Below are 13293 nucleotides of genomic sequence, written 5' to 3'. Positions count from 1 at the left end.
CCGCCAGAGCGAGCAAGGTGCCTTGAAACGAGGCGGCATTGACCTTCTGGTCATGCCGCCGAAGTTGAAAGGCAGATTGCCGCTCTGGCGGGCTTGCAGCGTCGAGCTGTTACGCGGTTTGGTAAAACCGCGTAACTAGAAACCGTGGCGCTCCAGGAAGCGGAAGGCTAGGCGAATCCATGGACGGACCGCCACCTGCTTGTCCTCGTTATCGACCGCGGTATTGGCGTTGCCGAGCGAAAGGCCGTGACCACCTTGGTCAAAGACGTGCATCTCGCATACGACGCCCTCCTCGGCCATGCGCTGGGCAAACGGGTAGACCTGTGCGATCGGCGCCGTCTTGTCGTCGGACACGCCCCACACAAAGGTTGGCGGCATCTGACGCGAAACATGTGTGGTGGGGCAGATATCGGCCAAATGCTCGTCAGTTGCCTCGCCACCCGTCACCATCGACAGGTAGTCGTTGAGCAGATCGCGCCCCGTCTTGCCGCCCGTCTTTGGCACGCGCAGGTCGATGCGCGGGTCGCGCGTCTGCATGTCGCGCACATAGGCAAAGTCGAGCAGCGGATAGCCCAGCACTACGGCATCGGGACGAATGTCGTCCGGACGCGCCCCTGCCAGGCCCGCGAAGGGACCAGCCTTCCATTGTGTTGCCAGCGAGGCGCAGATCATACCGCCCGCAGAAAAGCCCACGACGCACACGCGCTTGGGATCGACATGCCACTCGTCGGCATTCGCACGCACCGTGGCGACCATCTTGGCAAGATCTGCCTGCGGGTGCGGAAAACTTACGTCACCCGTGCCGCTCGTCACATAGTTGAGCACAAAGGCCTGGTAACCGTGATCCAAAAACGCAAACGCCACGGGATCCTGCTCATGCGGAGCGATATGCGTAAACGCACCTCCGCCGCAGATAATCACCGCGGGGCGGCGGCCATTGGGCTTGTCGGGCAGCGGCTCGGCACCCAGATACGTAAACGTCGCCGGATAATCCTCGGTCGGCTCCTCGCCCCACAGCGCATGGTTCTCAATAATCATAGGTGCTCCCTCCGTGCGATTCGTGCGCACTCGTTTTTCGCACCTTAGCGTACCCCACTTGAGCCCGCGGCGCAGAAACACCCCCGCAATAAGTTGGCCTTCAACTGATATATCACAAAATCGCTGTTCAGAGGTATCGTTGGACAGCGTAAAATAGGAGCGCTGACCGTGCTGGGAAACACGTACGAAACGTTTCCGGCAAACCACACGCGTGCAACATGCGCGCCTGATACGTTGGAGGCATCTATGGGTCTGCTCGATTCGCTCAAGTCCACGTTCACTTCGTCGGGCGAGGCGTCCGTTCCGCCCGCAGCAAGCTTCGCCACCCGCGAAGGCGTCATCTACGCTCCTGTCAACGGCGTGCTCGTCAATCTGAGTGAGGTTCCCGACGAGACCATCGCCTCGGGCATGCTCGGCCAGGGCTACGGCATCGAGCCCATTACCGGCACCATTTACGCCCCCGCTAACGGCCGTATCGGCGCCACCACCGTCACCAACCACTCCATCGGTATGATCACCGAGGACGGTCTTCGCGTGTTCATCCATGTTGGCCTGGGCACCGTGGAAATGAACGGCAAGGGTTTTGCCCGCTTTGTCGAGATGGGCGACACGGTCAAGGCCGGCCAGCCGCTCATCAGCTTCGACCGCGACGCTATCAAGGCCGCCGGTCACGAGGACATCGTGACCGTCATCATCTCTGAGCTCGACCGCCTCAAGAGCATCGACCACGTCGGCGAGTCTGGCACGCTTATCGGCGGCAATCCGCTCGTCAAGCTTGGCGATCCGCTGCTGGTTGCCAAGACCAAGTAGCCAGGCCCCGCACCACACAGCCAAAAGGCACCTCGTCAAGCGCCCGCGACCATTTGGCCGCGGGCGCTTTTCGTTTGAAAAACCATCCCGCCAATGCCTTATCTGTATAGCCCAAATGAGCCGAGCTGCTAGAATATCGAACTGTATGGATAACTATCATTCAACCGTTATGGGAGGATACGTGAACCGCACCAAAATCGCGCAGCTCTATGCCGATGCCGAGTCGCTCGGCGGCCAGACCGTCACCGTCGCCGGCTGGGTCAAGTCCGTCCGCGACATGAAGAACTTTGGCTTTGTCACGCTCAACGACGGCAGCTGTTTCCGCGACCTGCAAGTCGTCATGAACCGCGAGGCACTCGACAACTACGACGAGATCGCCCATCAAAACGTCTCGGCCGCACTCATTTGCACCGGCACCGTCAAGCTGACCCCCGATGCGCCCCAACCTTTCGAGCTTTCTGCCACCTCCATCGAGGTCGAGGGCGTCAGCGCCCCGGATTACCCGCTGCAGAAGAAGCGCGCAACCGTCGAGTTCCTGCGCACCCAGCAGCACCTGCGCCCGCGCACTAACCTGTTCCGCGCCGTGTTCCGCATCCGCTCTGTCGCGGCTGCCGCCATCCACCGCTTCTTCCAGGAGCAAGGCTTTGTCTACGTCAACACCCCCATCATCACCACGAGTGACTGCGAGGGTGCCGGCGAGATGTTCCGCGTGACCACGCTCGACCCCAAAAATCCGCCCCTCACCGAGTCCGGCGAGGTTGACTGGAGCCAGGACTTCTTTGGAAAGCACGCGAGCCTTACCGTATCCGGCCAGCTCAACGCCGAGAACTTCGCCATGGCCTTTGGCGACGTGTACACCTTTGGCCCCACCTTCCGCGCCGAAAACTCCAACACCACGCGCCACGCCGCCGAGTTTTGGATGATCGAGCCCGAGATGGCCTTCGCCGACCTTAACGACTACATGGATAACGCCGAGGCCATGCTCAAGTACGTCCTTAAGGACGTTATGGCCACCTGCCCCGACGAGCTCAATATGCTCAACAAGTTTGTGGACAAGGGTCTGCTCGAGCGCTTGGACCATGTCGCCAACTCCGACTTCGCCCGCGTCACCTATACCGAGGCCGTCGAAATCCTGGAGCAGGCCGTCGCCGCCGGTCACAAGTTTGACTATCCCGTGAGCTGGGGCATCGACCTGCAAACCGAGCATGAGCGCTTCCTGACCGAGGAACACTTTAAGCGACCGACCTTCGTAACCGACTACCCGGCTGAGATCAAGGCGTTCTACATGCGCATGAACGAGGACGGCAAGACCGTCGCCGCCGCCGACTGCCTGGTTCCCGGTATCGGCGAGATTATCGGCGGCTCCCAGCGCGAGGAGCGCCTGGATCTGCTCGAGGCCCGCATCAAGGATCTGGGTATGAATCCCGAGCAGTACAAGTACTACCTTGACCTGCGCCGCTACGGTTCCTGCAAGCACGCCGGCTACGGTCTGGGCTTCGAGCGCTTGGTCATGTATCTGACCGGTGTGGGCAACATCCGCGACGTCCTGCCGCACCCGCGCACCGTGGGCAACGCCGACTTCTAATCGCCACAGCGCCACCAAACGCGTTCCAGCGCATCACGCCAGCGCCTCTCGGCAAGCCGAGGGGCGCTTTTTTCAACAGCATCCGTCAAGCTTTTGGCAAGTTTTTGGTCAGTTGGGCAGGGCTGTTGAAAACTCGACCCGCCGCTTGCCGACGACTACCGACCGCCCAGAGCGCCCTGCGCCCCTGGGAAAGCCCCACGTCCTAGGCTCCATACCGTCGCCACCCAAAACGGAAAGGACGTGGACACCATGACCGAAGCCGCTGTTGAAACCTACGACACCACGACGAGGGGCGCCGCTTCGATGGCAGCCTATCGCGCCGTTCGCATCCTGCAACTATTAAGCGAAAACACCGGCGAGGACAAGGCCATGCTTTCCGATGAGTTGATCCGGTGCCTCGCCCATCCCGACGACCCCGCCCGCATGCCCATCTCGGCGGCGCGGCGCAGCATCTACACCGCCATCTCCGCGCTTCGCCATGCCGGATACGAAATTGAGTACAAACGCGGCGTGGGCTACAAACTTCTTACCCGCCCGCTCACCGATGAAGAGATCATCCGGCTCCACGGTATGGTCATGCGCAACCGCTCCACGCCTATCGCTATCCGCAAGAGCATGGCGCAGCACTTGGTCGCCATGGCGAGCGCCGACGTTCGCGGCTACCTCGATGCACCCGAGCCTGCTCCAAGCGTAGGCGGCAAATCCACCAAGGCCACACGCACGCCCGTCAAGCGCATCGATGCCTGCGAGCTCATCGAGCAGGCCATCGACCACGGAACCACGGTGAGTTTTGATATTTCGAGTGTCACGGCACGCGGAGAGGTCGAAGTGGCACGGATGACACTCCGGCCCTTTGCCATCAAGCAACGAGACGGCATCTCGTATTTGCTGGGAACGGTCTATGACGCGCGAGGCGCCGACGACACGCTGCGTACCGTTGAGATCGGCCGCATGAGAAACGTCACCACACGTCTCCTCGACGGCAAGAAGCTCTTCGCCGCCCTGGACGAGGACGACGCCGCCCCCACCGCATAAGACCCTCCGCCGTCCATTCGACTACCCGTACCGCCCATCCGATTCTGTATTAAAAAACCCGCCAGGCTGTTGTAAAAATGGACATCAGCGCTACTATAGTTCCACTTGCACTTTGTCCCAGTGCAGTGTTTCCAGCCATTTTTATACTGGGGGTAATGATATGAAGGACATCACCATCAGCCGCAGGAGCCTTCTGGTCTCCGCCGGTCTGCTCGCGCTCGCCCCGCTCGCCGGATGCGGCGGCAACTCTGGTTCCGGCTCTGCTGCCGCCGGTTCCGACTACACCATCGGCGTTCTGCAACTCACCGAGCACTCCGCACTCGATGCCGCCAACGACGGCTTTGTCAAGGCCATCAAGGAGAGCGGCCTTAAGGTCAAGATCGACCAGAAGAACGCCCAGAACGACCAGTCCACGTGTAAGTCCATCGCCGACAAGTTCGTGGGCGATGGCGTCGACCTGATCTATGCCATCGCTACGCCCGCCGCGCAGGCTGCCGCCGGCGCCACGGCCGATATCCCCATCGTTGGCTGCGCCATCACCGACTACGCCGCTTCCGGCCTGGTCCAGGACAACGACAAGCCCGGCACCAACGTCACGGGCGCTTCCGACCTCACCCCGGTCGCCGAGCAGCTCGAGATGATGCAGAAGGTCCTGCCCGACGTTAAAAAGGTCGGCCTGCTCTACTGCACCGCCGAGTCCAACTCCGACGTCCAGATCAAGGCCGCCAAGAAGGAGCTCGACAAGCTGGGGCTCGAGTACACTGACTTCACCGTCTCGAGCTCCAACGAGATTCAGTCCGTCGTCGAGTCTGCCGTGGGCAAGGTCGACGCGCTGTACTCCCCCACTGACAACACCATCGCCGCGGGCGCTTCGCAGGTCGGCCAGATCTGCAAGGAGAATAAGCTCCCCTTCGTGACCGGCGAGGAGGGTATGTGCATGGCCGGCGGCCTGTTCACCCTCTCCATCAACTATAAGGACCTGGGCTACGCCGCGGGCGAGATGGCCGTTAAGATCCTGAAGGGCGAGGCCAAGCCCGAGGATATGCCGATCAAGCACCTCTCGAGCAAGGACCTGGTCGTCGTCAAGAACGACGAGATGGCCGAGGCCCTAGGCATCGACCTTTCCGCTCTGGACGAGTAGCGCCATGCGCGGTAACGCGTCTAGGGCCCGCACGCGCGCCACAGCCGCGTTATTCAATATCTGAGTCCTTGGGGCGAACGCTAAAGACCGGCGTTCGCCCTGCTTGTTTCGGATGAGACAAAACATCCGTCCGCAGCTCTTTTATGCATTGGTACCGCTATTATGGAAAATCACGTGTCCACCCTATCCTAGGAGGTATGAAGCATGCTCATTGCATTGCAGGGCGCCGTTTCGCAGGGCGTCCTCTGGGGCATTATGGTGCTTGGCGTGTTTATCACGTTCCGCCTGCTCGACATCCCCGATATGACCTGCGACGGCAGCTTTGCCCTCGGCGGCTGTGTCTGCGCCGTGCTCATCGTCAATAACGACGTCGACCCGCTGCTCGCCGTTTTGGCCGGCATGTGCGCCGGCGCCATCGCGGGCGCGGTCACGGGCATTTTGACCACCGTCTTTGAGATTCCCGCAATCCTCGCCGGAATCCTCACCCAGATCAGTCTGTGGTCCATCAACCTGCGCATCATGGGCAAGTCCAACACGCCCATCCTTGCCAAGGGCACTATCTTCTCGTCTGTCAGCAACATGACGGGCCTGCCGCAGTCCACTGTTGCCATTATCCTAGGCATCGTGCTGGCCGTGGCCATCGTCGCCATCCTGTACTGGTTCTTTGGCACCGAGATCGGCTCGGCACTGCGTGCCACCGGCAACAACGAGTACATGATCCGCGCCCTGGGCGTTAACACCAACACCACCAAAATGATCGCCCTCGTGCTCTCCAACGCCCTCATTGGCCTTTCGGGTGCGCTCATCTGCCAGAGCCAGAAGTATGCCGACATTGGCATGGGCACCGGCGCCATCGTTATCGGTCTTGCCGCCATCGTCATCGGCGAGGTGCTCGGCCGCCTGCTGCCCGGCGGTCTCACGCAGTTCTCCGTCCGTCTGGCCTCCGCCGTCTTTGGCTCCGTGGTGTACTTCCTCATCCGCGCCATCGTGCTGCAGCTGGGCATGGACGCCAACGACATGAAACTGCTCTCCGCCGTGATTGTCGCCGTGGCCCTGTGCGTGCCCGTGGTTTGGGAGCGCTATAAGCTCCGCAGCTCCTACACGAAGGGAGATGAGGCAGATGCTTAAGCTCTCGCACGTCAAGAAGACCTTTAACAAGGGCACCGTCACCGAGAAGCGCGCGCTCACCGGCGTCGACCTTACCCTCAACGACGGCGACTTTGTAACTGTGATCGGCGGCAACGGCGCCGGCAAATCCACGCTGCTCAACATGATTGCCGGCGTATATCCGCTCGATTCGGGCGTTATCGAGCTCGACGGCACCGACATCTCGCGCCTGAGCGAGTCGCAGCGCGCCAAGTACCTGGGCCGCGTGTTCCAGGATCCCATGCGCGGCACCGCAGCCGACATGCAGATTGCCGAGAACTTGGCCCTCGCCAAGCGTCGCGGCCAGCGTCGCGGCCTTTCGTGGGGCGTCACCAAGGCCGAGAAGGACGAGTACGTTGAGTTGCTCAAGCGCCTGGACCTTGGCCTGGACACGCGCCTCAACGCCAAGGTCGGCCTGCTTTCGGGTGGCCAGCGCCAGGCACTCACGCTGCTCATGGCCACGCTCACCAAGCCGCGCTTGCTGCTGCTCGACGAGCACACCGCGGCACTCGACCCCAAGACCGCCTCTAAGGTGCTCAATCTGACCGAGGAGATTGTCGACGAGAACCACCTGACCACGCTCATGGTCACGCACAACATGAATGACGCCATCCGTCTGGGCAATCGCCTGATCATGATGCACGAGGGCCACGTTATCTACGACGTGGCGGGCGACGAGAAGAAGTCGCTCACCGTCGCCGACCTGCTGCAGAAGTTCGAGGAGGTCTCGGGCGGCGAGCTCGCCAACGACCGCATGCTGCTGAGCTAAAACCTGCCAATAAGGGACAGGTTTATTTTGGCAGGTTTTATCTGCGCAAACGTCAAAACCGCCGCAAAGGAACAGATACCTTTGCGACGGTTTTCGCATATCATGTCGATAATCCAGCGTCAGCAGGAACCACTGGTTAAGAACTAAGGAAACTGCCATGAGAAGACTCCTTCCCCGTCTTGCTTGACCGCCGCACTCCTTGCCGGCGTGCTCGCCGGCGGCCCAGCTTACGCCACCGCGGCCACCCCATCTCAAGTTATCGGCCCGTCCGATGTGATCGGACGGGCTTTTTGGTGGGTATCATGGTTGAATGATCATTAGGAGGTTTTCCCTACATGGAATTGTTTGAACCGATTCTTCATTTCTTTGAGCAGCGCTGGGTCCACAACATCATCTGGGCCGTCATCTTGGTAATAGTCACCGCCATCGCCGCCAAGGTGGCATCCAAGACCCTGCGCCACCTACTCAACCGAGACGACAACCCGCTTCCCGCATCGAGCATCTTCATCAACATCGCGCGTGCCGTCATTTGGATGATCGGCGGCAGCTTTATCCTCGACAACTGCTTTGGCATTAACGCAAACGCGCTCGTCGCCGCTCTTGGCGTCGGCGGCATCGCCATCTCGCTCGGCTTTCAGGACACGCTATCAAACCTTATCGGCGGCATGCAAGTGACCTTTATGGGCATCATCAAGCCCGGCGACAATATCGAGGTCGGCGGCGTGTCGGGCGTGGTCCAGGACATCACTTGGCGCCACACGACCATCGAGGACGCCTGCGGACAGACCATCATCGTCCCCAACTCCAACATCTCCAAGAACACACTCGTGCACCTCATGCCCTTTGGACGCGTTGTCGTTCCCGTCGCGGTGAAGGACACGTCAAAGTGGGACTCGCTCGATGCGCTGGCAGACGAGCTCGCCTGTGCCACCAAGGTCGCCGTTTCACCCATCTCGGGCTTTGACAAGGAACCCTACGTGCTCTTTAGCGAGATCGGCGACTTTGGCATTAAGGGTAAGATCATCTTTATCGTCAGTGACGACAGCACCACCTTTACGGCAGCCGACGCCTGCATCCGCGCCATCGCCCCCATCATCGCCTAAAACCACCGCAAAGGGGACAGGCACCTTTGTGGTGGTTTCGCATCGTGGTACCATGGTTCATATCGTTGTTTAAACGACTAAGGGAGTAGACACCATGGAAGAGGCCTATCGTCAAGCGCGCAAGCGCGGCGAACAGGGACGCCGTCGCGCCATCAGCCAAAGCGAGCATCCATATCTTACGGACCTCGACAGCTTGGTCGCCCAGCTTCCCTGCGGGCAGCGCGAGAACATCGGCCTGCGGGACATTCCGCTCGAAATGGTCGTCGGCACGGTTACCAAAGGTCGCCAGTCCGCCTTTTCGTGTAACTTTATGCCGCTGCTCCCCTGGAATACCGAATTCGCCCGCAAATGGTCCAACCTCTACGATATCCAAATCTCCGAGGGCTACCGCGACCCCATCATCGTCACCGAGTTCATGCACCGCTTTTACGTCCAAGAGGGCAACAAGCGTGTCAGCGTCCTCAAATTCCTTGACGCTCCGACGGTTTCGGCCAAGGTGACGCGTCTGTACCCCGGTAAGTGGGATTCCGTCGAGAGCCGCCTGTACGGTGAGTTTTGCGCCTTTTGGTACGTATGCCCCCTGTACGAGATTGAGTTTTCGCGCGAGGGCAGCTACGAGATGCTTGCCAAAATGCTCGGCCAAGATCTTGTCGAAAAATGGCCTCAAAAGAAGGTCGACTACCTACGTCACACCTTCCTGCTCTTTAAGCGCGCCTATCTTCGCGCGGGCGGCGACCACTTGGACATTACGCCTGCCGATGCCATGCTCGTCTACCTCAACGTCTACAACCAGGACCGTCTGCTGGATACGCCGACGGATATCGTCGTCAACCGTCTGTGCAAGATTTGGCGCGAGCTTGTCATTGCCGGCAAAAGCGACGAGGACAAAGTCGATCTTGTCGAAGCGCCGAGCGTCGATGAGCAAGAGACACCCGCCAAGTCCACCTCCGGCGTGCTCAACTTCTTTATGGGCAAGACCGTCTATTCGGCGGCCAACCCCCTGCGCATCGCCTTTATCCATGAGTTCCCCTGTGCGACGTCGAGCTGGGACAGCCTGCACGACCAAGGACGTCAGTATCTCGATGAGCACTTTGGCGGTATCGTGCGCACCGAGGCGTTCGAGGACTGTCACGATCCGGACGTGTTCTACGCCGCCGTGGAAACGGCTGTCAAACATGGAACAAACGTCATCTTCTCGACCTCGCACCGCCTGATGGAATACACGCTCAGGGCTGCGGTTGAGTATCCCCAGGTTCGGTTCCTTAACTGCTCTATCGGCCTTCCCCACCAAAGCGTCCGATCGTACTTTGGCAAGATGTACGAGGCCAAGTTTCTCCTGGGCGCCCTTGCCGCCAGCATGGCGGACAACCACCGCATCGGTTATCACGCGTCAGTCTTCGCCTCGGGCGCACTCAGCGAGATCAACGCCTTTGCGATTGGCGCCTCGCTGCTCGACCCCCGTGCGCAAATTATCCTGACCTGGGGCGATGTGCCCGCCGGAGGCCTTGCCGAGGCCATGTGCCGCGAAGGCGTGAGCGTCATGACCGGCGCCGATATGTCCAAGTCTCTCGAGGACCCCACCGCCTACGGGCTTCACCGTCTGGTAAACGGCAAGGAAGTTACCGGTATTGCTATGCCGGTATGGAACTGGGGCCGTTACTACGAACTCATCGTACGCAGCCTACTGCACGGCACATGGGACGAGACCGCCGATGACCAGCAGGTGCGCGCCGTCAATTACTGGTACGGTATGAGCTCCGGCGTCATCGATATTCGCTACGCTCCGGGCCTACCCTATCAGACGCGTAAACTTGTGCAGCTGCTTCGCAACGGCATTGTCGAGGGCTCCATCAACCCATTTGGCGGCGAGCTCCACAGCCAGGACGGCGTGGTTCAGATTGAGGGCTTCCCTCCCCTGCCGAGTACGCAGATTGTCGAGATGAACTGGCTGGCTGACAACGTTATAGGCTCGATTCCGCAGCTCGATAACGAGCCGGAGGTCCGTGCCCTATGAATATCCTAGCCATTGCCGATGTAGAGGAGCGCTGCCTGTGGGAATGTTTTCGCAAGGAGCGCTTTGAGGACGTTGACCTGATTCTATCCGCAGGCGACCTGGATCCGGACTATCTTGAGTTTTTGGTCACTGTCATCAACAAACCGCTTGTGTACGTTCGTGGCAACCACGACGACCGCTACGCGCGCCATGCACCGGGCGGGTGCATTTGTGTTGAGGACAGCGTATATGTGTACCGAGGTATTCGCATTGCGGGTCTGGGCGGTTCCATGCGCTACCGCGACGGCGCGAACATGTATACCGAGCGCGAGATGGCAAAACGCATGCGCAAGCTATCGCGAAAAATCGCACTGGTAGACGGATGCGATATTCTACTTACCCATGCACCCGTCGCAGGCATGGGCGACCTGGACGACCTGCCGCATCGAGGATTCGAGTGCTTTAATGCGGCTCTTGAGTCTTGGGGTCCCGACTATATGATTCACGGGCATGTGCACCAAAGCTACGGCCCCAACTTTCAACGCGAGCGCCAACACCCATGCGGAACGAAGATTGTCAACGCCTGCGGCTATACCAAGATCGAAATTGACGAGGCGCGCTACCCCACGCGCGGTTGGAAGGCCGCTTGGCTCAACTCGCAAACCATGCGCCGCGAGCTCAAACGCCACGAAGCAATCGAGTCTTCAACCGCCAGAACCCCCTGGTAACTGCCAACAACCACCACGAAGGGGATAGGCACCTTTATGGTGGTTTTGCTGACTCGTCCGACCTGTCCATCACGGTGCTTGTGTAATTAACGAGAACACTCATTGTTTTGTAAGGACGGCGCTCACGTGCCGTCTTTTTTTGTCAACTTATGCAGTCTCGACCGTGTTGTATGTAGAGGGACCTCGCGAGACGCCTTCCCTATATCCACCACGACCAATTGGAGGTGACACTATGCCTGCACGCCGTAACCGCAATAGCACGCTCCGATGCGATGCCGATCAGATCGAGCGGGAAGCAAAGCGCTTGGTCGACACGTATTCCGACCTCATCCTTCGATTGTGCTATTCGGCCCTTGGATCCGCTGACGACGCTCAAGACATCTGCCAGGACACGCTGATCAAGATTCTCCAGCGCACTCAACCGTTCGACTCGCTCGAACACGAACGTGCTTGGGTGATCCGAGTCGCACTGAACGCATGTCGCGATATCGGCCGTACGCACGCGAATCACCCGGTTGTCGACCTCGATTCGCTCCCCGATTTCTGCGCACCCGTAACACATACCGAGCAAGAATTCGCGCAACGCGACTGCGCCATTCTTTCCGCTGTCACGGTCCTGCCTCAAGCACAGCGCATCGCCATCTTTTTGCACTACTACGCAGGCATGAGCATCAGGGAAATCGCAGACGCCGTTCACGCGACGCCAGCTGCAACCGCCCAGCACCTTAGCCGCGGACGTGCGTCACTTCGGCTTTCCTTGAAAGGAGACCACAATGACTACGAATTCGAATGACTATCGCCACGCCCTGGAGCACATTTCGTTTACCGATAATGCGAAGCAGCACATGGCAAACTCGATTGCTCAGTCCGTCGCCTCGAGCGATGCGGCGACCGCTCAAAGCAACTTTAATGGCACGCGACGCAAGCCGCGCATCGCCCGCCATCCCGTAAGAACAGTCGCTCGCATTGCCGCTGTAACGGCAGTCCTCGCTATCGTCATTGGAGGCGCTGGCACGGCTATGGCAACAGGCGTCCTGCCGCTTCCTTCTGACATGCTTTCCGACATCTTTGACGGACCTGCTTCTCAAACCGAGATCATCGACCGTATTGGCCGGCCCGTCGGTGCTAGCTGCTCCAACAACGGAGTCACCGTGACCGCCGACGCCATCATGGGCGACAAGGATATGGTTACCATCGCCTATACGCTTACGTTCGACGATCCCGCTGCCCTGAAAAAGCTTTCCGAGCCGGGCGAGAACGGAACTATCGCCGGAAGTGTCGATGGAAACGTATACGTTGATGGCGAGCATGGCGGCCAAGGCCAATCATGGCTCATTGACAAGAACCCCAATGACTCCAGCATTCAATACTTTGCACAGTTCAGCGTTGAATCACCCGGCCTTATGGGCAGGACCGTCCGCACGCATATCAACTCTCTCGTTGTGCCACGTGCTGGCAAAGAGCTTCCCGAGTATAAGAAAATACTTACGGGCCCATGGGATCTTAAGTTCCAGCTGAATTACGAAGATACATCCGTTACGATTCCCGCGCCCAAATCGGTCAACTTTAACGGCACCAAGGCGACGATTCAAGAGGCCACCGTATCCTGCGTTGGCGTTTCAGTCCGCTACAACATAGATCGTTCCATCGAACACGACAACAACAGCGGCAAGATGTCTCAAAACATGGAGGAGTCTATGGATGCCGTTGGCAACATACCCCTCATCGTGACGTTCAAAGACGGTCATGTTGAGGACGCAACCAGCCACAGCGGCTATTTCGCAAATAAACTGGATAACGGCACCACTGATGTCCACAAGACCTGGCCGTTCTCGCAAGTTTGTGACACAGACAAGATTGCAAGCGTACAAATTGGCGATACGGTCATTCCCATGGTGGCGCGCGCAGACGTGGTGTAAGAGCGTCCCGAGGTCCGTCGCTGCAA

Annotated in this window: 12 protein-coding genes; 11 read left to right on the top strand and 1 reads right to left on the bottom strand. The window is 59.4% G+C overall.

What is annotated here, in order from left to right:
• Window positions 1-135: 135 nt before the first annotated feature.
• Entirely contained in the window at window positions 136-1038 is a 903-nt protein-coding gene (locus DW796_RS06835) for an alpha/beta hydrolase (protein ID WP_117583091.1), read from the bottom strand.
• A 246-nt stretch (window positions 1039-1284) separates the two neighbouring features.
• On the opposite strand from DW796_RS06835, the gene DW796_RS06830 reads away from it, so the two are divergent.
• From DW796_RS06830 to DW796_RS06780, 11 genes are all read left to right on the top strand, one after another.
• Window positions 1285-1848 carry a PTS glucose transporter subunit IIA gene (locus tag DW796_RS06830; protein ID WP_117583092.1) on the top strand — a complete coding sequence of 188 codons (564 nt, stop codon included), beginning with the start codon at window positions 1285-1287 and terminating at the stop codon, window positions 1846-1848.
• 181 nt (window positions 1849-2029) lie between these two features.
• Window positions 2030-3433: an asparagine--tRNA ligase gene (gene asnS, locus DW796_RS06825; RefSeq protein WP_117635367.1), complete on the top strand. Its 1404-nt coding sequence runs from the start codon at window positions 2030-2032 to the stop codon at window positions 3431-3433.
• A 249-nt stretch (window positions 3434-3682) separates the two neighbouring features.
• The gene (locus tag DW796_RS06820; protein ID WP_118094668.1) at window positions 3683-4468 is read left to right on the top strand and encodes a hypothetical protein; all 786 of its coding nucleotides are present in this window, start codon (window positions 3683-3685) and stop codon (window positions 4466-4468) included.
• Window positions 4469-4628: 160 nt separating this feature from the next.
• Window positions 4629-5609 (top strand): ABC transporter substrate-binding protein, encoded by a 981-nt coding sequence (locus DW796_RS06815; protein ID WP_118094667.1) that lies wholly within the window; start codon window positions 4629-4631, stop codon window positions 5607-5609.
• Between the two features lie 204 nt (window positions 5610-5813).
• Window positions 5814-6737, top strand: coding sequence for an ABC transporter permease (locus DW796_RS06810; RefSeq protein ID WP_117775872.1), 924 nt, complete (start codon window positions 5814-5816; stop codon window positions 6735-6737).
• Window positions 6730-7524, top strand: a complete 795-nt coding sequence (locus tag DW796_RS06805; RefSeq protein ID WP_022093887.1) for an ABC transporter ATP-binding protein — start codon at window positions 6730-6732, stop codon at window positions 7522-7524. The genes DW796_RS06810 and DW796_RS06805 overlap by 8 nt, the downstream gene beginning before the upstream one ends.
• A gap of 335 nt (window positions 7525-7859) precedes the next feature.
• A complete protein-coding gene (locus tag DW796_RS06800; protein ID WP_117635370.1) occupies window positions 7860-8627 on the top strand; it encodes a mechanosensitive ion channel family protein in 768 nt (255 codons plus the stop codon).
• Between the two features lie 94 nt (window positions 8628-8721).
• Window positions 8722-10641 (top strand): BMP family ABC transporter substrate-binding protein, encoded by a 1920-nt coding sequence (locus DW796_RS06795; RefSeq protein WP_118094666.1) that lies wholly within the window; start codon window positions 8722-8724, stop codon window positions 10639-10641.
• Complete coding sequence (locus DW796_RS06790; protein ID WP_117639531.1) at window positions 10638-11348, top strand: metallophosphoesterase; 711 nt, start codon at window positions 10638-10640, stop codon at window positions 11346-11348. Before DW796_RS06795 ends, DW796_RS06790 begins: the two co-directional genes overlap by 4 nt.
• A gap of 232 nt (window positions 11349-11580) precedes the next feature.
• Window positions 11581-12141, top strand: coding sequence for an RNA polymerase sigma factor (locus DW796_RS06785; protein WP_118094665.1), 561 nt, complete (start codon window positions 11581-11583; stop codon window positions 12139-12141).
• A complete protein-coding gene (locus DW796_RS06780; RefSeq protein WP_118094664.1) occupies window positions 12122-13267 on the top strand; it encodes a DUF4179 domain-containing protein in 1146 nt (381 codons plus the stop codon). Before DW796_RS06785 ends, DW796_RS06780 begins: the two co-directional genes overlap by 20 nt.
• The last annotated feature ends 26 nt before the right edge of the window (window positions 13268-13293 follow it).

Origin of the sequence: Collinsella sp. AM31-2AC, assembly GCF_003469285.1 — a bacterium.
GTDB lineage: Bacteria > Actinomycetota > Coriobacteriia > Coriobacteriales > Coriobacteriaceae > Collinsella > Collinsella aerofaciens_AT.
Note: the sequence above shows the minus strand (reverse complement) of the source record. Positions and strands in the feature narration are given on the sequence as shown.